The 22,861-nt window shown below is 50.3% G+C and carries 21 protein-coding genes and 3 tRNA genes; 7 read left to right on the plus strand and 17 right to left on the minus strand.

What is annotated here, in order from left to right; all coding sequences use genetic code 11:
* Positions 1-2: 2 nt before the first annotated feature.
* From K0335_RS20630 to K0335_RS20640, 3 genes are all read right to left on the minus strand, one after another.
* Positions 3-77, minus strand: a tRNA-Gln gene (locus K0335_RS20630).
* A gap of 23 nt (positions 78-100) precedes the next feature.
* Positions 101-185 (minus strand) — tRNA-Leu (locus K0335_RS20635).
* Between the two features lie 8 nt (positions 186-193).
* Positions 194-270: transfer RNA gene (locus K0335_RS20640), tRNA-Met, on the minus strand.
* Between the two features lie 319 nt (positions 271-589).
* On the opposite strand from K0335_RS20640, the gene K0335_RS20645 reads away from it, so the two are divergent.
* Entirely contained in the window at positions 590-1,027 is a 438-nt protein-coding gene (locus tag K0335_RS20645; protein WP_219394073.1) for a hypothetical protein, read from the plus strand.
* Between the two features lie 41 nt (positions 1,028-1,068).
* Here the strand turns inward: K0335_RS20645 and asnB are convergent, their stop codons facing one another.
* From asnB to nagB, 5 genes are all read right to left on the minus strand, one after another.
* On the minus strand, positions 1,069-2,733 hold the full coding sequence (gene asnB / locus K0335_RS20650; RefSeq protein WP_039021087.1) for an asparagine synthase B: 1,665 nt from the start codon (positions 2,731-2,733) through the stop codon (positions 1,069-1,071).
* Between the two features lie 256 nt (positions 2,734-2,989).
* Entirely contained in the window at positions 2,990-3,742 is a 753-nt protein-coding gene (gene nagD, locus K0335_RS20655; RefSeq protein WP_000153129.1) for a ribonucleotide monophosphatase NagD, read from the minus strand.
* 47 nt (positions 3,743-3,789) lie between these two features.
* Positions 3,790-5,010: a DNA-binding transcriptional regulator NagC gene (nagC, locus tag K0335_RS20660; protein ID WP_000187590.1), complete on the minus strand. Its 1,221-nt coding sequence runs from the start codon at positions 5,008-5,010 to the stop codon at positions 3,790-3,792.
* Positions 5,011-5,018: 8 nt separating this feature from the next.
* The gene (nagA, locus tag K0335_RS20665) at positions 5,019-6,167 is read right to left on the minus strand and encodes an N-acetylglucosamine-6-phosphate deacetylase (RefSeq protein ID WP_000271154.1); all 1,149 of its coding nucleotides are present in this window, start codon (positions 6,165-6,167) and stop codon (positions 5,019-5,021) included.
* A 59-nt stretch (positions 6,168-6,226) separates the two neighbouring features.
* Positions 6,227-7,027, minus strand: a complete 801-nt coding sequence (gene nagB, locus K0335_RS20670) for a glucosamine-6-phosphate deaminase (RefSeq protein WP_001237072.1) — start codon at positions 7,025-7,027, stop codon at positions 6,227-6,229.
* A 332-nt stretch (positions 7,028-7,359) separates the two neighbouring features.
* Between nagB and nagE the strand changes: the two genes are divergently transcribed.
* From nagE to chiQ, 4 genes are all read left to right on the plus strand, one after another.
* Positions 7,360-9,306: a PTS N-acetyl glucosamine transporter subunit IIABC gene (gene nagE / locus K0335_RS20675; protein ID WP_104919361.1), complete on the plus strand. Its 1,947-nt coding sequence runs from the start codon at positions 7,360-7,362 to the stop codon at positions 9,304-9,306.
* Between the two features lie 267 nt (positions 9,307-9,573).
* Positions 9,574-11,238 carry a glutamine--tRNA ligase gene (gene glnS / locus K0335_RS20680; protein ID WP_001287172.1) on the plus strand — a complete coding sequence of 555 codons (1,665 nt, stop codon included), beginning with the start codon at positions 9,574-9,576 and terminating at the stop codon, positions 11,236-11,238.
* A gap of 449 nt (positions 11,239-11,687) precedes the next feature.
* On the plus strand, positions 11,688-13,094 hold the full coding sequence (chiP, locus tag K0335_RS20685; RefSeq protein WP_160194166.1) for a chitoporin: 1,407 nt from the start codon (positions 11,688-11,690) through the stop codon (positions 13,092-13,094).
* A gap of 49 nt (positions 13,095-13,143) precedes the next feature.
* Positions 13,144-13,470, plus strand: coding sequence for a ChiQ/YbfN family lipoprotein (gene chiQ, locus K0335_RS20690; protein ID WP_000733595.1), 327 nt, complete (start codon positions 13,144-13,146; stop codon positions 13,468-13,470).
* Positions 13,471-13,553: 83 nt separating this feature from the next.
* Here chiQ and fur read toward each other — a convergent pair whose 3' ends face one another.
* The 5 genes from fur to ybfF form a co-directional block, all read right to left on the minus strand.
* The gene (fur, locus tag K0335_RS20695) at positions 13,554-14,000 is read right to left on the minus strand and encodes a ferric iron uptake transcriptional regulator (RefSeq protein WP_000131702.1); all 447 of its coding nucleotides are present in this window, start codon (positions 13,998-14,000) and stop codon (positions 13,554-13,556) included.
* A complete protein-coding gene (uof, locus tag K0335_RS20700; protein WP_001406816.1) occupies positions 13,993-14,079 on the minus strand; it encodes a fur leader peptide in 87 nt (28 codons plus the stop codon). Before uof ends, fur begins: the two co-directional genes overlap by 8 nt.
* Before the next feature lie 209 nt (positions 14,080-14,288).
* On the minus strand, positions 14,289-14,819 hold the full coding sequence (gene fldA / locus K0335_RS20705) for a flavodoxin FldA (RefSeq protein WP_001018618.1): 531 nt from the start codon (positions 14,817-14,819) through the stop codon (positions 14,289-14,291).
* Positions 14,820-14,958: 139 nt separating this feature from the next.
* Positions 14,959-15,252 (minus strand): LexA regulated protein, encoded by a 294-nt coding sequence (ybfE, locus tag K0335_RS20710; RefSeq protein ID WP_001300829.1) that lies wholly within the window; start codon positions 15,250-15,252, stop codon positions 14,959-14,961.
* Between the two features lie 139 nt (positions 15,253-15,391).
* Positions 15,392-16,156, minus strand: a complete 765-nt coding sequence (gene ybfF / locus K0335_RS20715) for an esterase (protein WP_104919363.1) — start codon at positions 16,154-16,156, stop codon at positions 15,392-15,394.
* Between the two features lie 184 nt (positions 16,157-16,340).
* On the opposite strand from ybfF, the gene seqA reads away from it, so the two are divergent.
* Positions 16,341-16,886 carry a replication initiation negative regulator SeqA gene (gene seqA, locus K0335_RS20720; RefSeq protein WP_002431422.1) on the plus strand — a complete coding sequence of 182 codons (546 nt, stop codon included), beginning with the start codon at positions 16,341-16,343 and terminating at the stop codon, positions 16,884-16,886.
* A 25-nt stretch (positions 16,887-16,911) separates the two neighbouring features.
* On the plus strand, positions 16,912-18,552 hold the full coding sequence (pgm, locus tag K0335_RS20725) for a phosphoglucomutase (alpha-D-glucose-1,6-bisphosphate-dependent) (protein WP_001297249.1): 1,641 nt from the start codon (positions 16,912-16,914) through the stop codon (positions 18,550-18,552).
* A 222-nt stretch (positions 18,553-18,774) separates the two neighbouring features.
* On the opposite strand, the gene potE is transcribed toward pgm, so the two are convergent.
* The 4 genes from potE to K0335_RS22640 all read right to left on the minus strand — a co-directional run bounded on the left by potE (position 18,775) and on the right by K0335_RS22640 (position 22,817).
* Positions 18,775-20,094 (minus strand): putrescine-ornithine antiporter, encoded by a 1,320-nt coding sequence (potE, locus tag K0335_RS20730; protein WP_000075831.1) that lies wholly within the window; start codon positions 20,092-20,094, stop codon positions 18,775-18,777.
* A complete protein-coding gene (speF, locus tag K0335_RS20735) occupies positions 20,091-22,289 on the minus strand; it encodes an ornithine decarboxylase SpeF (protein WP_104919479.1) in 2,199 nt (732 codons plus the stop codon). The genes potE and speF overlap by 4 nt, the downstream gene beginning before the upstream one ends.
* 310 nt (positions 22,290-22,599) lie before the next feature.
* Complete coding sequence (locus tag K0335_RS20740) at positions 22,600-22,704, minus strand: leader peptide SpeFL (protein WP_211180488.1); 105 nt, start codon at positions 22,702-22,704, stop codon at positions 22,600-22,602.
* Positions 22,671-22,817 (minus strand): TonB-dependent receptor, encoded by a 147-nt coding sequence (locus tag K0335_RS22640; protein ID WP_071821803.1) that lies wholly within the window; start codon positions 22,815-22,817, stop codon positions 22,671-22,673. Before K0335_RS22640 ends, K0335_RS20740 begins: the two co-directional genes overlap by 34 nt.
* Between the last annotated feature and the right edge of the window lie 44 nt (positions 22,818-22,861).

The raw sequence follows: 22,861 nt of genomic DNA on the forward strand, positions 1-22,861 counted from the left end.
GATGGCTGGGGTACCTGGATTCGAACCAGGGAATGCCGGTATCAAAAACCGGTGCCTTACCGCTTGGCGATACCCCATCCGTACAACGCTTTCTGGTGAATGGTGCGGGAGGCGAGACTTGAACTCGCACACCTTGCGGCGCCAGAACCTAAATCTGGTGCGTCTACCAATTTCGCCACTCCCGCAAAAAAGATGGTGGCTACGACGGGATTCGAACCTGTGACCCCATCATTATGAGTGATGTGCTCTAACCAACTGAGCTACGTAGCCATCTTTTTTTCGCGATACCTTATCGGCGTTGCGGGGCGCATTATGCGTATAGAGCCTTGCAGCGTCAACCTCTTTTTCAAGGAAAATTACCTGAAAGTGACTGTTTGGTTAGGTTGCGAACAGCGTGACGCTATATTCGTCAATTATTGTTTACTTTGTGTTTTTCTCTGCTGTTTCGTTGTGCAGGATGAAATTCGGAATTCAACAATGGTGCCGGGAAATTAATCTATGAAATACTGGCCCGTTGCAACAGGACAGGGCAGGGATCGCTACGCCTGCATCTCTGCCACCACTTCAGGCGATTTATTGAGGGAATAATATGCTGCGTTTTATAACTGCCTTGATGGGTGCTTTATTACTTATGCAATCTGCGTTTGCCGATACTACCCGACCAGAAATCGGTAAATATGTCTTTGGCTATCGTGGGCAGGAAGGGGCGATGGTGTGGGTGATGCGGATAGGCCCGAAAGCGGCAAATGAAGCTCTCATCCAGGTATCGCATGTTGATAATGACATTGATGGTCAGATTTTTCTCTGTAAAGTGAAAGCATTACAGGAAGGTGAAAAATCCTATTCCACGGTAATAAAAGGTGATTCTTTTGAGTTGTTGCGTCTGAAAGGGGGGAATGGAAGCTTGCATATCCCTGATGAACAGGCAACCTGGTCAGTAGCTTACAGTAATGAGCTTTCTGACAGCGATGTGGCAAACCCGGAGTATTTCCTCACTGCATATCAAAAGCAACTGGCGGGTAAATAATAGAAAACGCCCCGGATTTCTCCGGGGCAGTACCGCCTTTCTTACTTATAGGCCGACTGGTGAACGCCAACCGCACGACCAGACGGATCGTCCATTTTCTTGAACGCCTCATCCCATTCAATCGCTTTAGCGGAAGAACACGCGACGGAAGGACCGCCCGGTACGCACTCTGCGGCGCTCGAAAGCGGGAACAGTTCTTCAAAGATCTCCCGGTACAGATACGCTTCTTTGGACGTCGGCGTGTTGTACGGGAAGCGGAAGCGGGCAGTTTCGAGTTGTTGATCAGAAACCTGCTGCGCCGCCACTTCTTTCAGGGTATCGATCCAACTGTAACCGACGCCATCGGAGAACTGCTCTTTCTGCCGCCAGGCCACACTTGCAGGCAGGTACGACTCAAAACATTCACGCAGGATGTGTTTTTCCATCTTGCCGTTACCGCACATTTTATCCTGGGGGTTAATACGCATTGCCACGTCGAGGAATTTCTTGTCGAGGAACGGAACGCGCGCTTCCACGCCCCAGGCGGACATCGCTTTGTTGGCGCGCGCGCAGTCATACATATGCAGGGCCAGCAGTTTACGCACCGTCTCTTCATGTAGCTCTTTGGCGTTTGGTGCTTTGTGGAAGTAGAGATAACCGCCAAACACTTCATCAGAACCTTCACCGGACAGCACCATTTTAATGCCCATCGCCTTGATCTTACGCGACATTAAATACATCGGCGTTGAAGCGCGGATAGTCGTCACGTCATAGGTTTCGATGTGGTAAATCACATCGCGGATGGCATCCAGACCTTCCTGTACAGTGAAGTGAATTTCGTGATGCACAGTGCCCAGATGGTTTGCCACTTCCTGGGCTGCTTTCAGATCCGGTGAACCCGGCAGTCCTACGGCAAAGGAGTGCAACTGCGGCCACCAGGCTTCCGAGCGTTCCTGATCTTCCACGCGACGAGCGGCATATTTCTTGGTGATCGCGGAAATAATTGAGGAGTCCAGACCACCTGAGAGCAGCACGCCGTAAGGCACGTCAGACATCAGATGGCTTTTAACGGAATCTTCCAGTGCCTGACGCAGCTCGTTTTTGTCGGTCACGTTATCTTTCACCGCATCGTAGTCGAACCAGTCGCGGTGATAATAAGAACGGATTTCGCCGTCCTGACTCCACAAATAGCTTCCCGCCGGGAACTCTTTAATCGTGCGGCATACCGGCACCAGGGCTTTCATTTCTGAGGCCACATACAGCTGACCATGTTCGTCATAGCCCATATACAGTGGGATGATCCCCAGATGGTCGCGACCAATCAGGTATGCATCTTTTTCGCTGTCGTAGAGGGCAAAGGCAAACATGCCCTGTAAGTCGTCGAGAAATTCCGGCCCTTTTTCCTGATACAGCGCGAGGATCACTTCGCAGTCAGACCCGGTCTGGAACTGGTAACGATCGCCATACTCGGCGCGCAAGGCCTGGTGGTTGTAGATTTCACCGTTTACCGCCAGTACGTGGGTTTTTTGTTGGTTGTAGAGAGGTTGCGCCCCTGCGTTAACGTCAACAATTGACAGACGTTCGTGGGCGAGAATGGCGTTATCGCTGGCATAAATACCGGACCAGTCCGGGCCACGATGACGCATCAGGCGTGACAGCTCGAGTGCTTTCTTACGCAGCTCAACTGCGTCTGTTTTGATATCGAATACGCCAAAAATTGAACACATAACCTTCTCCGTTAATCTGGTATTTGTTGCTTGTTGTGTTTGCTTGTTTAAAAAAATGCCGCAAAGCAGCACTATGCGCAAGCGATTTGGCAGGGGGAAAATAAAAAACGTAATGGTGATTGCTGATTGATGAAAAAGAGGAGGGTTTGGAGGTGTATTTATTGATGAATCGATATTTTTTTACGGATTTTATTGAATGGGCAAATTTTAATGATGGGTAAAAATAAGAAACCACGCCCTGAGGCGTGGTTGCTATTCAGATAACGTCGATTTCAGCGACCGATGGGTAAATCCAGCTCGGGCGGAACGGCATACTGTCGATATCGTCGAGCGACGAAACACCGGAGAGTACAAGAATCGTCTCCAGACCGGCCTGGAAGCCCGCCAGAATGTCGGTACGCAGATTATCGCCGACAATCACCGTTTCTTCCGAATGCGCCTGCATTTTGTTTAATGCTGCGCGGATGATCCACGGACTCGGCTTACCAACATAGAACGGTTTACGTCCGGAGATTTTTTCGATCCCCGCGCATAGCGCGCCACAGGCCGGATAAAAACCGCGCCCGTGGGTGTCCGGGTTGGTGGCGATAAAGCGTGCACCGTTAGCGACGAAATAGGCTGCTTTATGCATCATGTCCCAGTTGTAGGAACGCGTTTCGCCAACAATCACAAAATCAGGGTTCACATCGGTAATAGTGAAACCGGCTTTGTACAGTTCATGAATCAGTGCGCCTTCGCCCACCACATACGCTTTCTTGCCTTCCTGGCGACGCAGGAAATCGGCGGTCGCCATCGCGGAGGTATAAAACACGCTGTCCGGCACATCGACACCCGCAGTGGCAAAGCGGTTCGCCAGATCTTGCCCGGTCTGCGAAGGATAGTTGGTCAGCAACACCAGCGGCAGGCCTTTATCCATAATCCCGTGCAAAAATTCCGCTGCACCCGGTACGGCGACGTTATCGTGCATCAGCACGCCGTCGATATCGCAAATTACATTTTTAATGGTCATGGACTACCCAGAATATTGACAACAATAAGCGCCACTATAAAAGCACATTAATTTTCCAGCAAATGCTGGAGCAAAATACCGTTGAGCATGGCGCGTTTTACCAGCGCAAAAGCGCCGATTGCCGAGCGGTGATCCAGCTCAGAACGTACCACCGGCAGATTGGTGCGAAACGCCTTCAGCGCCTGGGTATTAATGCAGCTTTCAATAGCAGGGAGCAGCACTTTATCGGCTTCGGTGATCTCACCAGCGATAACAATTTTTTGCGGATTAAATAAGTTGATAGCAATGGCGATGGTTTTACCCAGATGACGACCGACATACTCAATCACTTCCGACGCCAGACCGTCGCCTTTGTTCGCGGCTTTGCAGATAGTTTTGATGGTGCAGTCGTCCAGCGGCACGCGACTCTGGTAGCCCTGCTTTAACAGATTCAACACCCGCTGTTCAATGGCGGCGTTGGCGGCGATAGTTTCCAGGCAGCCGAAGTTGCCGCAGTGGCAGCGTTCCCCCAACGGTTCGACCTGAATATGACCAATTTCACCGACGTTGCCGTTGCGACCGATAAAAATGCGCCCGTTAGAGATAATCCCGGCTCCGGTTCCGCGATGCACACGCACCAGAATTGAGTCTTCGCAATCCTGGCTTGCACCGAAGTAGTGCTCTGCCAGTGCCAGACTGCGGATATCGTGGCCGACAAAGCAGGTCACTTTAAAACGTTCTTCCAGTGCTTCTACCAGTCCCCAGTTTTCTACCTGAATATGCGGCATGTAATGAATTTTGCCGCTGTCCGGGTCAACAAGCCCTGGCAGGATCACGGAAATGGCGATCAGCTCGCGCAGTTTGCGCTGGTAGCTATCAATAAACTGAGCAATGGCATTCAGCAGGGCATGTTCCAGCGTTTGCTGAGTGCGTTCAGGCAACGGGTAATGTTCTTCTGCCAACACTTTGCTACTGAGATCAAACAATGTGATGGTGGCGTCATGACGACCAAGCCGTACGCCGATTGCGTGGAAATTGCGGGTTTCGGTGACAATGGAGATAGCGCGGCGGCCCCCGGTGGAGGCCTGCTGATCAACTTCTTTGATCAGCCCGCGTTCGATAAGCTGACGCGTAATCTTGGTTACGCTGGCGGGGGCAAGCTGGCTTTGCTCGGCAATCTGAATCCGCGAGATTGGCCCATACTGGTCAATCAGGCGATAAACCGCCGCGCTGTTAAGCTGTTTTACGAGATCAACATTACCTATCTGAGCTTGTCCGCCTGGTGTCATACTTTCTCTTATTGAGTTACGACCTCGTTACCGTTAACGATGGTCCTGGTGATTTTAAAATCAGGTGTGAATGCAGTCAGGTTGGCTACTTTACCAGCGGCGAGCGTGCCGAGACGTTTTTCAACGCCAATCGCACGCGCCGGATAGAGCGTCGCCATACGCAGCACTTCATCCAGTGCGATACCGCAATGTTCGACCAGATTACGCACGCCTTCAATCATGGTTAAGGATGAACCGCTTAACGTACCATTCTCATCCACACAAAGTCCGTTACGGTAGTATATTGTTTTACCCGCAAAAATGAACTGTTCAATGTTGGCACCGGCTGGCGCAGTGGCGTCGGTAACCAGACACAGTTTGTCGCCTTTCAGACGTTTAGCGTTACGAATATTGGCGTAATCAACATGCAGGCCATCAGCGATAATACCGCAATAAATGTCGGCTTCGTCGAGGATAGCACCCGCCAGGCCCGGTTCACGACCGGTAATATACGGCATCGCGTTGTACAGATGGGTGGCAAAGGTAATCCCCGCGCGGAAACCGGCTTTTGCTTCTTTCAACGTCGCGTTGGAGTGACCGGCAGAAACCACAATCCCGGCATTTGCCAGTTTGCTGATCACTTCCGCAGGAACCATTTCTGGTGCCAGGGTCACTTTGGTAATGACGTCGGCGTTCTCACACAGGAAATCGACCAGCGCGGCATCAGGCTTACGCACAAAATTCGGATTATGGGTGCCTTTTTTTACCAGATTCAGCCACGGACCTTCCAGATGCAGACCTAACGCCTGATTCGGATGTTTTGCCAGGTACTCGCGCATTACGCGCACGCCCTGTTTCATCAGTTCATCGCTGGTAGTGATAAGCGTCGGCAGATAGTTGGTGCAGCCCGATTTCTCATTGGCTTTCTGCATGATTTCCAGCGTTTCCACGCTGACCGCCTCTGCGGTATCGTTAAACTGCACGCCGCCACAGCCGTTTAATTGCACATCGATAAAACCGGGGGAGAGAATGGCCCCGTTCAGTGAACGTTGTTCAATCTCTGGCGGCAGTTCCGCTACCGGACAGACGCTTTTAATCAGGCCATCAGCGATTACAACCGCGTGGTCATCAAGAAATTCGTGACCGGTAAAGATCCGGCCCTGGGTTAATGCATACATTCTGACCCCCGATTTAAAAAAATATTGCCCTGAGCAATGCGTCAGGGCAGGGATAATAATTACAGACCTTTGATATTTTCTGCTTCTAATTCATTGAAATATCTTAAAGTCTTAACTTTCAGCTCCATGGTGGAAGGTTCATCGCACACCATGATGGCTTTCGGATGCAGTTGCAGACAGCTGATGGTCCACATGTGGTTCACGCAACCTTCAACTGCGGCTTGCAGCGCCAGTGCTTTCTGGCTGCCCAGCACCAGAATCATCACTTCTTCGGCATCCAACAATGTACCAACACCGACAGTCAGGGCATATTTTGGCACCTGATTGACATCGTTATCAAAGAAACGAGAGTTCGCGACGCGAGTGTCATGAGTCAGGGTTTTGATACGAGTACGAGAAGCCAGAGAAGACGCCGGTTCGTTAAATGCAATATGACCGTCGTTACCTACACCGCCCATAAACAGATGAATTTTTCCGTAAGAACGGATTTTTTCTTCATACTGGCGGCACTCGGCGTCGATATCCGGGGCGTTGCCGTTGAGAAGGTTGATGTTTTCTGCTGGAATATCAACGTGATCGAAGAAATTACGGTGCATAAAGCTGTAGTAGCTTTCCGGATGCTCTTTCGGCAGACCGACATATTCGTCCATGTTGAAGGTGACAACGTGCTTAAAGCTGACCTGGCCTGCTTTATGCATTTCGACTAACGCTTTATAGGTGGTCATCGGCGTGCCGCCAGTCGGCAGGCCCAGAACAAACGGGCGATCGGCAGTCGGTTTGAACGCATTGATACGATTGACGATATGGCGAGCAGCCCATTTGCCGACCTGTTCAGCGGTAGTCAGGGGGATCAGTCTCATTATTCACCTCAGTAAGTAAAATGTAAGCCGTTGGCGGATTAGGCATCTTTAAGCGTAACCTGGATTTGCGCAGACAGGCGTCAATCCGACCTGATTTTTTGAATGATAAAATAAGTTTTCTGGTTTAGCCAGTAAAAGGCAGTGATGATAACGATATTTGGTGACAAAACTCACAAAAGACACGCGTTTAATTTGCGATACGAATTAAATTTTCACACACTCTGTAGCAGATGATCTAACAATTTGATTACAGAACATCGGCAGTACAATTTGCAGCAAAATAAAAATACGGCTTTAAACGAGCCAAATAGGGTTCTCGTAGGGGGAATAAGATGAATATTTTAGGTTTTTTCCAGCGACTCGGTAGGGCGTTACAGCTCCCTATCGCGGTGCTGCCGGTGGCGGCGCTGTTGCTGCGATTCGGTCAGCCAGATTTACTTAACGTTGCGTTTATTGCCCAGGCGGGCGGTGCGATTTTTGACAACCTTGCGCTCATCTTCGCCATCGGTGTGGCATCCAGCTGGTCGAAAGACAGTGCAGGTGCGGCGGCACTGGCGGGTGCGGTAGGTTACTTTGTGTTAACCAAAGCGATGGTGACTATCAACCCAGAAATTAACATGGGTGTACTGGCGGGTATCATTACCGGTCTGGTGGGTGGCGCAGCCTATAACCGTTGGTCCGATATTAAACTGCCGGACTTTCTGAGTTTCTTTGGCGGCAAACGTTTTGTGCCGATCGCCACCGGCTTCTTCTGCCTGGTGCTGGCGGCCATTTTTGGTTATGTCTGGCCGCCGGTACAGCACGCTATCCATGCAGGCGGCGAGTGGATCGTTTCTGCGGGTGCGCTGGGTTCCGGTATCTTTGGTTTCATCAACCGTCTGCTGATCCCAACCGGTCTGCATCAGGTGCTGAACACCATCGCCTGGTTCCAGATTGGTGAATTCACCAACGCGGCGGGTACGGTTTTCCACGGCGACATCAACCGCTTCTATGCCGGTGACGGCACGGCGGGGATGTTTATGTCCGGCTTCTTCCCGATTATGATGTTCGGTCTGCCGGGCGCGGCGCTGGCGATGTACTTCGCAGCACCGAAAGAGCGTCGTCCGATGGTTGGCGGTATGCTGCTTTCTGTTGCTGTTACTGCGTTCCTGACCGGTGTGACTGAGCCGCTGGAATTCCTGTTCATGTTCCTTGCGCCGCTGCTGTATCTCCTGCACGCGCTGCTGACCGGTATCAGCCTGTTTGTGGCAACGCTGCTGGGTATCCATGCTGGCTTCTCCTTCTCTGCGGGGGCTATCGACTATGCGTTGATGTACAACCTGCCGGCCGCCAGCCAGAACGTCTGGATGCTGCTGGTGATGGGCGTTATCTTCTTCGTTATCTACTTCCTGGTGTTCAGTGCGGTTATCCGTATGTTCAACCTGAAAACGCCAGGTCGTGAAGATAAAGAAGACGAGATCGTTACTGAAGAAGCCAACAGCAACACTGAAGAAGGTCTCAATCAACTGGCGACCAACTATATTGCTGCGGTTGGCGGCACTGACAACCTGAAAGCGATTGACGCCTGTATCACCCGTCTGCGTCTGACCGTGGCTGACTCTGCCCGCGTTAACGATACGATGTGTAAACGCCTTGGTGCTTCTGGGGTGGTAAAACTGAACAAACAAACCATTCAGGTGATTGTCGGCGCGAAAGCGGAATCCATCGGCGATGCGATGAAGAAAGTCGTTGCCCGTGGTCCGGTAGCAGCAGCGTCAGCTGAAGCAACTCCAGCAACTACCACGCCTGTAGCAAAACCGCAGGCCGTACCAAACGCGGTGTCTGTCGCGGAGCTGGTATCGCCGATTACCGGTGATGTTGTGGCGCTGGATCAGGTTCCTGACGAAGCATTTGCCAGCAAAGCGGTGGGTGACGGTGTGGCGGTGAAACCGACGGATAAAATCGTCGTATCGCCAGCCGCAGGGACAATCGTGAAAATCTTCAACACCAATCACGCGTTCTGCCTGGAAACCGAAAAAGGCGCTGAGATTGTCGTCCATATGGGTATCGACACCGTAGCGCTGGAAGGCAAAGGCTTTAAACGTCTGGTGGAAGAGGGGGCGCAAGTAAGCGCAGGGCAACCGATTCTGGAAATGGATCTGGATTACCTGAACGCTAACGCCCGTTCGATGATTAGCCCGGTGGTTTGCAGCAATATCGACGATTTCAGCGGCCTTATCATTAAAGCTCAGGGTCATGTTGTGGCGGGTCAAACGCCGCTGTATGAAATCAAAAAGTAATCTGCTTCATGCCTGATGCGACGCATGACGCGTCTTATCAGGCCTACAAAAGCTCAGTCCAGGTTGGATAAGACGCTTAAGCGTCGCATCCAACAATGACGCAGGACTGGCAAAAGCGGTGGAGATCTTCTCTGCCGCTTTTTTTTTCATCAATCATCCCCATAATCTCAGTGAGATTTTCGATTTTCACTAACTAACAGTTGTCAGCCTGTCCCGCTTATAAGATCATACGCCGTTATACGTTGTTTACGCTTTGAGGAATCCGCGATGAGTGAGGCAGAAGCCCGCCCGACTAACTTTATTCGTCAGATCATCGATGAAGATCTGGCCAGTGGTAAGCACACCACAGTACACACCCGTTTCCCGCCGGAGCCGAATGGCTATCTGCATATTGGCCATGCGAAATCTATCTGCCTGAACTTCGGGATCGCCCAGGACTATAAAGGCCAGTGCAACCTGCGTTTCGACGACACTAACCCGGTAAAAGAAGATATCGAGTACGTTGAGTCGATCAAAAACGACGTTGAGTGGTTAGGTTTTCACTGGTCTGGTAACGTCCGTTACTCCTCCGATTATTTTGATCAGCTCCACGCCTATGCTGTTGAACTGATCAATAAAGGCCTGGCGTATGTTGATGAGCTGACGCCGGAACAGATCCGCGAATACCGCGGCACCTTGACGCAGCCGGGTAAAAACAGCCCGTACCGCGATCGCAGCGTTGAAGAGAACCTGGCGCTGTTCGAAAAAATGCGTACCGGTGGTTTTGAAGAAGGTAAAGCCTGCCTGCGCGCGAAAATCGACATGGCTTCGCCGTTTATCGTGATGCGCGATCCGGTGCTGTACCGCATTAAATTTGCTGAACACCACCAGACCGGTAACAAGTGGTGCATCTACCCGATGTACGACTTCACCCACTGCATCAGCGATGCGCTGGAAGGTATTACACACTCTCTGTGTACGCTGGAGTTCCAGGATAACCGTCGTCTGTATGACTGGGTACTGGACAACATCACCATTCCTGTTCATCCGCGCCAGTACGAATTCTCGCGCCTGAATCTGGAATACACCGTGATGTCCAAGCGTAAGCTGAACCTGCTGGTGACCGACAAGCACGTTGAAGGCTGGGATGATCCGCGTATGCCGACCATTTCCGGTCTGCGTCGTCGTGGTTACACGGCGGCTTCTATTCGTGAGTTCTGCAAACGCATTGGCGTGACCAAGCAGGACAACACTATTGAGATGGCGTCGCTGGAATCCTGCATCCGTGAAGATCTCAATGAAAATGCTCCGCGCGCAATGGCGGTTATCGATCCGGTGAAATTGGTTATCGAAAACTATCAGGGCGAAGGCGAAATGGTCACCATGCCGAACCATCCGAACAAACCTGAAATGGGCAGCCGTCAGGTGCCATTCAGCGGTGAGATTTGGATCGATCGCGCTGATTTCCGCGAAGAAGCTAACAAGCAGTACAAGCGTCTGGTGCTGGGTAAAGAAGTGCGTCTGCGTAATGCTTACGTTATTAAGGCAGAGCGCGTGGAGAAAGATGCCGAAGGCAATATCACCACTATCTTCTGTACTTATGATGCTGACACCTTAAGCAAAGATCCGGCAGATGGTCGTAAAGTAAAAGGTGTTATTCACTGGGTGAGCGCGGCACATGCGCTGCCGGTAGAAATTCGTCTGTACGATCGTCTGTTCAGCGTGCCGAACCCAGGTGCTGCGGATGATTTCCTGTCGGTGATTAACCCGGAATCGTTGGTGATCAAACAGGGCTTTGCTGAACCGTCGCTGAAAGACGCGGTAGCGGGTAAAGCATTCCAGTTTGAGCGTGAAGGTTATTTCTGCCTCGACAGCCGCCATTCTACGGCGGAAAAACCGGTATTTAACCGCACCGTTGGGCTGCGTGATACCTGGGCGAAAGTAGGCGAGTAATTTTAAGTTCTACCAGGCCGGGTGAGGCGTTTACGTCGCATCCGGCAAGAAATATGCAAACAATCCCAAACGCCGCGTTCTGTGGCGTTTTTTTTCTGCTTTTCTTTGCGAATTAATTCCGTTTCGCAATTTATCCATAAAACAAATTTAAAATCACAAATCATAATTAAATAAAATGTAACCGTTTTCATCTTGCTGGAAATTCACGCTTTTATTCTTCTGCAAGCCTTTCAGCTACAAACTTAAGCCTTGTAACAAAAATCATCAAAATATGTGCGGTTGCTCATGTTATTACATTCTGGTTACAGAAAGAGATTGATAATTCGCGTCGCGAAAAATAGTCTGTTCCTGTAGTCAGCGAGACTTTTCTCAACGCTACTTTTTTAATTTTTATTTTTTTCGCTGTTCACCTTTGGTGCAGCAATTTATACGTCAAAGAGGATTAACCCATGCGTACGTTTAGTGGCAAACGTAGTACGCTGGCGCTGGCTATCGCCGGTGTTACAGCAATGTCGGGCTTTATGGCAATGCCGGAGGCTCGCGCCGAAGGATTCATCGACGACTCAACTTTAACCGGTGGTATCTATTACTGGCAGCGTGAACGCGACCGTAAAGATGTTACCGACGGCGATAAATACAAAACCAACCTTTCTCACTCCACCTGGAATGCCAACCTCGATTTTCAGTCTGGTTATGCTGCTGATATGTTCGGCCTTGATATTGCCGCGTTTACGGCGATTGAAATGGCGGAAAACGGCGACAGCTCCCACCCGAACGAAATCGCGTTTTCGAAAAGTAATAAAGCTTATGACGAAGACTGGTCCGGCGATAAAAGCGGTATAAGCCTGTATAAAGCAGCGGCCAAATTTAAATACGGTCCGGTGTGGGCGCGGGCAGGTTATATTCAGCCAACCGGTCAGACGCTGTTAGCGCCGCACTGGAGCTTTATGCCGGGTACTTATCAGGGGGCGGAAGCGGGGGCGAATTTTGATTACGGCGATGCTGGTGCGTTGAGTTTCTCCTACATGTGGACCAACGAATATAAAGCGCCGTGGCATCTGGAAATGGATGAGTTTTATCAGAACGATAAAACCACCAACGTTGATTATCTACACTCCCTTGGGGCGAAGTACGACTTCAAAAATAACTTCGTACTGGAAGCGGCGTTTGGTCAGGCAGAAGGGTATATCGATCAATATTTTGCCAAAGCCAGCTACAAATTTGATATCGCCGGTAGCCCGTTAACCACCAGCTACCAGTTCTACGGTACGCGCGATAAAGTTGACGATCGCAGTGTCAACGACCTTTATGACGGCACCGCCTGGCTGCAGGCGTTGACCTTTGGTTACCGGGCGGCTGACGTAGTGGATTTGCGTCTGGAAGGCACCTGGGTTAAAGCCGACGGCCAGCAGGGATACTTCCTGCAACGTATGACTCCAACCTACGCTTCCTCGAACGGTCGCCTGGATATCTGGTGGGATAACCGTTCTGACTTCAACGCCAACGGCGAAAAAGCGGTCTTCTTCGGTGCGATGTATGACCTGAAAAACTGGAATCTTCCAGGCTTCGCCATCGGCGCTTCCTACGTTTACGCATGGGATGCTAAACCCGCTACCTGGCAGAGCAATCCGGATGCGTACTACGACAAAAACCGGACTATTGAAGAGTCTGCATACAGCCTGGATGCGGTCTACACCATTCAGGACGGTCGCGCCAAAGGCACGATGTTCAAACTGCACTTCACCGAATACGACAACCACTCCGACATCCCAAGCTGGGGCGGTGGTTACGGCAACATCTTCCAGGATGAGCGTGACGTGAAATTTATGGTAATCGCACCATTCACCATCTTCTGATACCCGACGCGGCAGGTTTTGTGCCTGCCGCACGTTTGAGGAATTTGCAATGAAAAAACTGATTCTCATCGCCATGATGGCATCGGGGCTGGTGGCTTGTGCACAATCAACCGCGCCACAGGAAGACAGTCGTCTGAAAGAGGCATACAGCGCCTGTATCAACACCGCGCAAGGTTCGCCGGAAAAAATTGAAGCCTGTCAGAGCGTGTTAAACGTGCTGAAGAAAGAGAAACAACATCAGCAATTTGCCGAGCAGGAAAGTGTCCGTGTGCTGGATTATCAGCAGTGCATTCAGGCAACGCAAACCGGTAATGACCAGGCGGTGAAAACCGATTGTGATAAGGTCTGGCAGGAAATTCGCAGCAATAACAAATAAGTGAGAGCTGTAACTCTCGCTTTTCTTATTTCCCTTGTATAAAAAAGCCAACCCGCAGGTTGGCTTTTCTCGTTCAGGCGGGCTTATTTGCCTTCGTGTGCGTGCTCATCTTCGCGGCAATCGCCTTCGGCACAGTGGCCGTAAAGATAGAGACTATGGTTAGTCAGCCGAATGCCATGTTTTGCGGCGATTTCACGCTGACGCGCTTCGATGGAATCATCACTAAATTCGATAACCTTACCGCAGTCGAGGCAGATCAGGTGATCGTGGTGATGTTGCTGTGTCAGTTCAAATACGGATTTACCGCCTTCAAAATTGTGGCGGGTGACGATACCAGCATCGTCAAACTGGTTCAGTACGCGATAAACCGTAGCCAGACCAATTTCTTCACCCATATCGATCAGACGTTTGTATAAATCTTCCGCACTGACGTGATGGTTGTCCGGCTCCTGAAGAACTTCCAGGATTTTTAAACGAGGAAGCGTTACTTTCAGGCCAGCTTTCTTTAGGGCGGTATTGTTATCAGTCATGCGGAATCTGTCCTGTTACTAAGCGGTTCACTTCATTAGAAGAAGTGACAGAATTTGCTCTTGAGATAATGCGTATCATTATAGAATTGCCACGCCTAAATGAAAACCACAAGTCCCTGGCAAATATTGTTAATAAAAACGTGGCTCAGCTTACATTTACAATGGCAAGGCCACTTGAACACCGGGACATTGTACAGGTACAACGGCAAAAGTTACAAATTTGTAGCAATTATTTTGATTGGCATTATCTATTAATACGGCGTAGACACGAGTCTACGCCGTATTACGTCAGGCATTGAGAATTTCGTCGAGATGCAGCTCTTCAGAAATCTGTTTAACCCATTTTTCTACACGTTCAGCGGTCAGTTCCGGCTGACGGTCTTCGTCGATAGCCAGACCGACAAAGTGGTCGTCATCTGCCAGACCTTTTGACGCTTCGAAGTGGTAGCCCGCAGTTGGCCAGTGACCAACGATAGTTGCGCCGCGCGGTTCAATGATGTCGCGGATGGTACCCAATGCGTCACAGAAGTATTCAGCGTAATCTTCCTGGTCGCCACAACCAAACAGCGCAACCAGTTTACCATTAAAATCAATTTCTTCGAGAGTCGGGAAGAAGTCATCCCAGTCACACTGTGCTTCGCCGTAATACCAGGTCGGTATGCCCAGCAGCAGAATGTCATAAGCTTCCAGATCTTCTTTGCTGCTTTTTGCAATGTCATGGACATCGGCAACGTCTTTACCAAGCTGTTTTTGAATCATTTTTGCGATATTTTCGGTATTACCGGTGTCGCTACCGAAAAAGATGCCAGTGATAGCCATGAGTGAAATAACCTCTTGAAACTTATTGAAATGGGGGTGGAAAATTGCCCACGGATAAAGGCAATCATAGCAGAACAGGCAGTCTTGCGGAATCAGCAAACGAGCAGGACTGCACACTGTGCTACATGAAAGTGGAAATTTAAACGATGCCCTGACTACGCAGCGCCGCCAGTTGCTGCATTAACATCTCTTCGATCAGTTCGCTACGGCTCATATTGCGCGATTCTGCCAGCTCGTTCAGTGCCTCGACAGCTTCCGCGTTCAGCTTCAGTTCGACACGCTTAAGGCCACGTACTTTGTCGCGTTTTAGCTGGTTGCGTTTATTAATACGCAGCTGTTCATCGCGCGAAAGCGGATTAGTTTTCGGTCGTCCCGGTCGACGCTCGTGCGCGAACAGATCTAATGTCGTACGGTCCGTTTGTTCTTTGGCCATGATCTTGGTGACTTCGGGGGAAACAATCAGCCAGGCGCCTGCCCGGATGGATAGCGCGCCATAATACATCAGCGCGATGAGTCACGCCAACGCCCACGCGCGGAAAGCGACGCGGACGCTGGGTTTTTAATCAGTTACGTTAATCATTGAGATAGCGACGGATAGCGCGTAATACCGCATCCGGTTTTTCAGCATGGACCCAGTGACCCGCGCCAGCAATCACATGCGCTCGTGCCTGTGGAAATTGTGTCAGTAAATCATCACGATACTGCACGCTAACATACGGAGAATTGCCACCAGGGATAAACAGGGCAGGGTGATCCCATGCCGGGATTTTCTCCCAACCCACAATATGCGAATACTGATCCCACAATACCGGCACGTTAAAGCGCCACTCCCCGTCAACAAAAGATTTCAACAGAAACTGAATCACCCCTTCTTCATTAAGATGCTGGCGCATTACTGCCGCTGCTTGCTGGCGAGTTTGCGCGTCGGATTCACTGACTGCGTTGATAGCCGCGAAAATTTCATCATGACGGCGTACGTGATAGTCGACCGGCGCGATATCAATCGCCACCAGTTTATCGATGCGATCGGGGGCCAGTGCAGTCAGTGCCATCACCGCTTTGCCGCCCATTGAGTGTCCAATAAATGTCGCCTTATCGATCTGCTGTGCATCCAGAGTGTCAACAAGATCCTGGGCCATCGCCGGGTAACTCATCACCGGATCTCTCGGTGAAAGACCGTGGTTACGCATATCAACCTGGATGATATTGTGATCGTTTACCAGATCGCGAGCCAGTACGCCAAGGTTGTCGAGGCTGCCAAACAGGCCGTGTACGAGGACGATGGGAGAATTAATGTGCTGGTTTTGTGCAGTTTGCGTGCGGATATTCAATTTCATGGCAAAGTTCTTTTTTTCGCGTTGTCGGGTTAGGGTATTATGTTGACCATTGTGCCACAGGGCTGCAACAAATACGGGTTACTCCGATTTTTTCTGCAAGCCAGGCTTGACGCTATCCGCTGCCGGGATTTATTCATATACTCCTGGCGACTTGTATTCAGCTAAGACACTGCACTGGATTAAGATGAAAACGATTGAAGTTGATGATGAACTCTACAGCTATATTGCCAGCCACACTAAGCATATCGGCGAGAGCGCATCCGACATTTTACGGCGTATGTTGAAATTTTCCGCCGCATCACAGCCTGCTGCTCCGGTGACGAAAGAGGTTCGCGTTGCGTCACCTGTTATCGTCGAAGCGAAGCCGGTCAAAACGATTAAAGACAAGGTTCGCGCAATGCGTGAACTTCTGCTTTCAGACGAATACGCAGAGCAAAAACGAGCGGTCAATCGCTTTATGCTGCTGTTGTCTACACTATATTCTCTTGACGCCCAGGCGTTTGCTGAGGCAACGGAATCGTTGCATGGCCGCACGCGCGTTTACTTTGCAGCTGATGAACAAACGCTGCTGAAAAATGGTAATCAGACCAAGCCGAAACACGTGCCAGGCACACCGTATTGGGTGATCACCAACACCAACACCGGCCGTAAATGCAGCATGATCGAACACATCATGCAGTCGATGCAATTCCCGGCGGAATTGATTGAGAAGGTTTGCGGAACTATCTAAAACGTTGCAAATAAAGGACAAAGCAATGGCTATCCACAACCGTGCAGGCCAACCTGCACAACAGAGTGATTTGATTAACGTCGCCCAACTGACGGCGCAATATTATGTACTGAAACCAGAAGCAGGGAATGCGGAGCACGCGGTGAAATTCGGTACTTCCGGTCACCGTGGCAGTGCAGCGCGCCACAGCTTTAACGAGCCGCACATTCTGGCGATCGCTCAGGCAATTGCTGAAGAACGTGCGAAAAACGGCATCACTGGCCCTTGCTATGTGGGTAAAGATACTCACGCTCTGTCCGAGCCTGCGTTCATTTCCGTACTGGAAGTGCTGGCAGCGAACGGTGTTGATGTCATTGTGCAGGAAAACAATGGCTTCACTCCGACGCCTGCCGTTTCCAATGCCATTCTGGTTCACAATAAAAAAGGTGGTCCGCTGGCAGACGGTATCGTGATTACACCGTCCCATAACCCGCCGGAAGATGGGGGTATCAAATACAACCCGCCAAATGGTGGCCCGGCTGATACCAACGTCACTAAAGTGGTGGAAGACAGGGCCAACGCACTGCTGGCCGATGGCCTGAAAGGCGTGAAGCGTATCTCCCTTGACGAAGCGATGGCATCCGGTCATGTGAAAGAGCAGGATCTGGTGCAGCCGTTTGTGGAAGGTTTGGCCGATATCGTTGATATGGCTGCGATTCAGAAAGCGGGCCTGACGCTGGGCGTTGATCCGCTGGGCGGTTCCGGTATCGAATACTGGAAGCGCATTGGCGAGTATTACAACCTCAACCTGACCATTGTTAACGATCAGGTCGATCAAACCTTCCGCTTTATGCACCTCGATAAAGACGGCGCGATCCGTATGGACTGCTCCTCCGAGTGTGCGATGGCGGGTCTGCTGGCACTGCGTGATAAGTTCGATCTGGCGTTTGCTAACGACCCGGATTATGACCGTCACGGTATCGTCACTCCGGCAGGTTTGATGAATCCGAACCACTACCTGGCGGTGGCGATCAACTACCTGTTCCAGCATCGTCCGCAGTGGGGCAAAGATGTTGCTGTCGGTAAAACGCTGGTTTCATCTGCGATGATCGACCGTGTGGTCAATGATTTGGGCCGTAAGCTGGTAGAAGTCCCGGTAGGCTTCAAATGGTTTGTTGATGGTCTGTTCGACGGCAGCTTCGGCTTTGGCGGCGAAGAGAGCGCAGGGGCTTCCTTCCTGCGTTTCGACGGCACGCCGTGGTCTACTGATAAAGACGGCATCATCATGTGTCTGCTGGCGGCGGAAATCACTGCAGTTACCGGTAAGAACCCGCAGGAACACTACAACGAACTGGCAAAACGCTTTGGTGCGCCGAGCTACAACCGTTTGCAGGCAGCTGCGACTTCCGCACAAAAAGCGGCGCTGTCTAAGCTGTCTCCGGAAATGGTGAGCGCCAGCACCCTGGCTGGTGACCCGATCACCGCGCGCCTGACGGCGGCACCGGGCAACGGTGCTTCTATTGGCGGTCTGAAAGTGATGACTGACAACGGCTGGTTCGCCGCGCGTCCGTCAGGCACAGAAGACGCATACAAAATCTACTGCGAAAGCTTCCTTGGTGAAGAACATCGCAAGCAGATTGAGAAAGAAGCGGTTGAGATTGTTAGCGAAGTTCTGAAAAACGCGTAAACACATTAAATAAGAAAAAGGGCGATCGGAAGATCGCCCTTTTTACTTATGATAGCCTGATACGCTACGTTCATCAGGCCTACGAGGGTGGTGCAATATATTGAATTTGCACTATTTTGTAGGACGGATAAGGCGTTCACGCCGCATCCGGCATGAACAACGAGTACTTTGCTAATAATCTGAAAGGGCGATCATTCAATCGCCCTTTTTTATTTCGCTTTATTAACCGTGTTTGTTTTTCAGTTCAAAGCGTGGTGATACCAGACCATACAGTGTCCAACCAAGGAAAGTCACGATGGAACCGTACAGCATGGCTTCTTCCCCGGATGAGTACAGCGCATAGAAACTGTACATCGCACCAACAAAGGCAACAAAGTTTGCTACTTTCGCTTTTGATGGTGGCACATTGGCGACCTGCTGAATAATGACTAACGCCGCCATCGACAGAATATACGGGATAATATTGGTCACCACGGCCAGGTTAACCAGCACGTTGAACTGGCTGTTCAGTGACGGGCTAATGGTCATCAGTGCCAATCCACTCTGAATAATCACAATGGTCAACATTCCCTGAACCGGTGCATCCACTTTGGTTACACGGGAGAAAATTTTAGGGAAGTAGCCTTCATCAGATGAAGATTTAAACACCTGGGCAATGGTGAACTGCCAGCCAAGCAGTGAACCGCAGCAGGACATCACCATCAGCGCCATAATGACTTTACCCACTTCTGGTGTGAACATCTGTGCGAAAGCCAGGCCAAATGGTGCCGTTGAATTTGCCAGCTCCATATTAGGCACAATCCCGGCAATCACGTTGGTGGAGACGATATAAATCACCGCCGCACCTAACGTACCGCCAAGAACTGCAATCGGCACGTTACGTTCCGGGTTTTCAACTACTTCGGCGTTGGCACAGGCTGACTCCAGACCGAGGAAAGCCCACAACGTCATGGCGATGGAAGAACCTACAGCGCTAAAGAACGGCACATGGTGCGGGTTCCATGAGTTAGCGTACAGCGTCGGGCTAAACCAGAACCAGCCGATAATACACAGGCCGACCACCGGAATAATGACCCCCCACACGGTAATGCTACTGATTTGCCCGGTAATGCGCGCACCACCAAAGTTAGCCACGGTACAAATCCACAGCACTCCGATGGTTGCCAGACCAATCTGCACTGGCGACAAACTCGCGCCGAGCAGTTCGGTGCCGTAACCAACCGCCGAAATAGCAATTGCGACGTTAGCAATCAGCAGCGAGACGCCGTAAGTGTAGTTCGCCATAAAGTTACCGGATTTACCGAAAGCATACTCGGCATAACCGCCCATACCACCTGATTTACGGCTGAACATGCCGCATTTTGCGAATGCCCATGCCAGCGCCATTGAGCCTACGGCAGTCACCAACCAGGAGATTATTGAGATTGTCCCAACTTCGGCAAGCTTTGTCGGCAGCATGATGATGCCGGAGCCCATCATGTTGACCATCGTCAGTATGGTTAACTGAACGACGCCCATTTTGTTCGATTTAGCCTGACTCATAATTTTTCCCCTTTCAACAGGGTGCTTTGCGCATCACGAGGCTTGATGACATAGCACCAAACTTGCTTACGACCATCATGTTCTTCGATATAGACACCCTGCAGCTCCGGTGCAAAACCTGGCAGCAGGTTGATCCCTTCTTCCAGAGCGCTGAAGTAACGCAGAACAGCACTACCCCAGATTTCACCCGGAACAACACACAGCACACCCGGAGGATAAGGAAGCGCACCTTCGGCAGCGATACGGCCTTCTGCATCCGGCAGACGAACCAGCTCCACTTCACCGCGTAAATAGGCGTAGTTGGCTTCTTGTGGATTCATGCTGACGCGTGGGAAGTGCTCCTTACGGAACATCTCTTTTTGCAGTTGTTTCACGTTGTGACGGGCATACAAATCATGCATTTCCTGGCACAACTGACGCAGGGTATAACCGGCGTAACGCTCTTCATGCTGTTTGTAGATGGAAGGCAGTACTTCCGCCAGAGGCGCATCAGCCTCCAGTAGTTTTTCGAAGCGAACCAGCAGGGCAACAAGTTGCTGAAGTTTGGCCATATCTTCTGCCGGAGTCAGCAGGAAGAGGATGGAGTTAAGATCGCATTTTTCCGGCACTACGCCATTTTCGCGCAGGAAGTTAGCAAGAATCGTCGCGGGTACACCGAACGCTTCGTATTCGCCGTTACGTGCATCAATACCTGGGGTTGTCAGCAACAGTTTGCACGGATCGACAAAGTATTGATTCTCTGCGTAGCCTTCAAAAGAATGCCAGTGCTCACCGGGTACAAATTTGAAGAAGCGCAGATCAACCGCAATTTGCGCTGTTTCATACGACTGCCAGGGTTTACCATCCACCAGTTCAGGCACGAACGGACGAATGTGCTGACAGTTATCGAGGATCAATTTGCGGGCATTAATACCGTTAACCACACAATCCATCCACATATTACGACCGCTGACACCTTCATGCATTTTGGCGTTGATATCCAGTGCGGCAAACAACGGATAGAACGGGCTGGTGGAGGCGTGCATCATAAAGGCGTTGTTCATGCGTTTGTGCGGTACATAACGCTGTTGCCCTTTGATATGGCTGTCTTTTTTATGAATTTGTGAAGTCTGGGAAAAACCAGCCTGCTGTTTATGCACAGATTGCGTAACCAGAATACCCGGATCGTTCTCATTAAGATCCAGCAGCAGTGGCGAACAGTCCGCCATCATCGGAATAAACTGTTCATAGCCGACCCATGCTGAGTCAAACAGGATGTAGTCACACAGATGACCGATTTTATCCACCACCTGGCGGGCGTTATAAATAGTACCGTCGTAGGTGCCTAACTGAATTACAGCGAGGCGGAACGGACGCGCTTCTTTTGCCCGTTGCGGTGCAACTTCTGTAATCAGTTCACGCAGATAACTTTCTTCGAAGCAGTGCGCATCAATGCCACCGATAAAGCCATACGGGTTACGTGCCGTTTCCAGATAAACCGGTGTTGCACCAGCCTGTAGCAACGCTCCGTGGTGGTTAGACTTATGGTTATTACGGTCAAACAGCACCAGATCACCCGGTGTCAGCAGGGCGTTTAAAACCACTTTGTTGGAGGAGGATGTGCCGTTTAAAACAAAGTACGTTTTATCGGCATTAAACACTTTTGCCGCATGTTGCTGTGCAATGCATGGCGCGCCTTCATGAATCAGAAGATCACCCATTGCTACGTCGGCATTACACAAGTCGGAGCGGAAGAGCATTTCGCCAAAATATTCCACGAACTGATTCCCAGCCGGATGACGACGGAAAAACTCACCCCCCTGATGACCCGGGCAGTCAAAAGCGCTATTGCCCTGATTGACATAATCGACCAGTGCGCGGAAGAAGGGCGGGCGCAGTTGCGTTTCATAATGGCTGGCAGCGGTTTCTAACTGACGTCCATAAAACTCTTTACGTGATTCGCAATGCTCGAAGACACCAGAAATACGTGGCAGATATTCTGCTGGTACACGTTCTTCATTTTCCGTTGCAATAAAAACAGGAATGCCATAGCCAGTAGCGTCTATTTCATCGAGTTTTCCACGTTCAACATCATTGACCGATAAAATAATGGCGGCAACGTCAATATAATTACTTTCGTCAATATTCACGCATGCACGATGAGTAGAAAAACAATCCGGGCAAGAACGACTAACGGCAATTTTTAATTCTGACATTTTGTTCATCTCTTTATTTCAGGTAATAGCAGGTCCTCAATTTCTCAAAGGAGAAATCGATCACGCCGGAAAAAAAGCAAAACTCCACCGCTGATAAATAAATCAGTAGTTTGCTTTTTGCAGATGCAATAACCCAGACCAGCCCGGTAACTGGCTATACTCGTCATACTTCAAGTTGCCTATGCTGCGACTCGAATTATTAAGAGTTTAAAAGGGTTAGCAGTATATGAGCACCGAGGGATACAGGTATTAACCTGTAATGCTTAAAGTCAGGGAGACCTGTACGCTGGGGTGCCCTTTAGTCAGAAGACTAGCGGGCATTAAAGAAATGAAAGTCAAAACTATTACGATGGGCAAACTTCATGATATGGGTTGTCCGCCTTATATGAGGCATTGTGCGGCTATTATTTTCCATTTTCCTTTACCTTTTGCTGTGTCAGTTGAAGGTAGGATTATTCTATCCAGGAAATGGCTATAATCTGTGAAGAAGATCAACAAAAAACGATCATACCCCAAATAATAAATCATTAATTATGAATAGTGCCATATTAGATGCTGTTTTGTTATTTAAA

This window comes from Escherichia sp. GZ89 (genome assembly GCF_019366485.1).
GTDB classification, from domain to species: domain Bacteria; phylum Pseudomonadota; class Gammaproteobacteria; order Enterobacterales; family Enterobacteriaceae; genus Escherichia; species Escherichia fergusonii.

Bases quoted from the DNA above. Each gene is read 5' to 3' on its own strand.
- seqA (WP_002431422.1), top strand. From the start codon at position 16,341: ATGAAAACGATTGAAGTTGATGATGAACTCTACAGCTATATTGCCAGC.
- nagB (WP_001237072.1), bottom strand. From the start codon at position 7,027: ATGAGACTGATCCCCCTGACTACCGCTGAACAGGTCGGCAAATGGGCT.
- ybfE (WP_001300829.1), bottom strand. From the start codon at position 15,252: ATGGCCAAAGAACAAACGGACCGTACGACATTAGATCTGTTCGCGCAC.
- potE (WP_000075831.1), bottom strand. From the start codon at position 20,094: ATGAGTCAGGCTAAATCGAACAAAATGGGCGTCGTTCAGTTAACCATA.
- nagD (WP_000153129.1), bottom strand. From the start codon at position 3,742: ATGACCATTAAAAATGTAATTTGCGATATCGACGGCGTGCTGATGCAC.
- K0335_RS20645 (WP_219394073.1), top strand. From the start codon at position 590: ATGCTGCGTTTTATAACTGCCTTGATGGGTGCTTTATTACTTATGCAA.
- pgm (WP_001297249.1), top strand. From the start codon at position 16,912: ATGGCTATCCACAACCGTGCAGGCCAACCTGCACAACAGAGTGATTTG.
- speF (WP_104919479.1), bottom strand. From the start codon at position 22,289: ATGTCAGAATTAAAAATTGCCGTTAGTCGTTCTTGCCCGGATTGTTTT.
- K0335_RS22640 (WP_071821803.1), bottom strand. From the start codon at position 22,817: ATGATTTATTATTTGGGGTATGATCGTTTTTTGTTGATCTTCTTCACA.
- ybfF (WP_104919363.1), bottom strand. From the start codon at position 16,156: ATGAAATTGAATATCCGCACGCAAACTGCACAAAACCAGCACATTAAT.
- glnS (WP_001287172.1), top strand. From the start codon at position 9,574: ATGAGTGAGGCAGAAGCCCGCCCGACTAACTTTATTCGTCAGATCATC.
- asnB (WP_039021087.1), bottom strand. From the start codon at position 2,733: ATGTGTTCAATTTTTGGCGTATTCGATATCAAAACAGACGCAGTTGAG.
- fldA (WP_001018618.1), bottom strand. From the start codon at position 14,819: ATGGCTATCACTGGCATCTTTTTCGGTAGCGACACCGGTAATACCGAA.
- fur (WP_000131702.1), bottom strand. From the start codon at position 14,000: ATGACTGATAACAATACCGCCCTAAAGAAAGCTGGCCTGAAAGTAACG.
- chiP (WP_160194166.1), top strand. From the start codon at position 11,688: ATGCGTACGTTTAGTGGCAAACGTAGTACGCTGGCGCTGGCTATCGCC.
- chiQ (WP_000733595.1), top strand. From the start codon at position 13,144: ATGAAAAAACTGATTCTCATCGCCATGATGGCATCGGGGCTGGTGGCT.
- nagA (WP_000271154.1), bottom strand. From the start codon at position 6,167: ATGTATGCATTAACCCAGGGCCGGATCTTTACCGGTCACGAATTTCTT.
- nagC (WP_000187590.1), bottom strand. From the start codon at position 5,010: ATGACACCAGGCGGACAAGCTCAGATAGGTAATGTTGATCTCGTAAAA.
- nagE (WP_104919361.1), top strand. From the start codon at position 7,360: ATGAATATTTTAGGTTTTTTCCAGCGACTCGGTAGGGCGTTACAGCTC.
- K0335_RS20740 (WP_211180488.1), bottom strand. From the start codon at position 22,704: ATGGAAAATAATAGCCGCACAATGCCTCATATAAGGCGGACAACCCAT.
- uof (WP_001406816.1), bottom strand. From the start codon at position 14,079: ATGATACGCATTATCTCAAGAGCAAATTCTGTCACTTCTTCTAATGAA.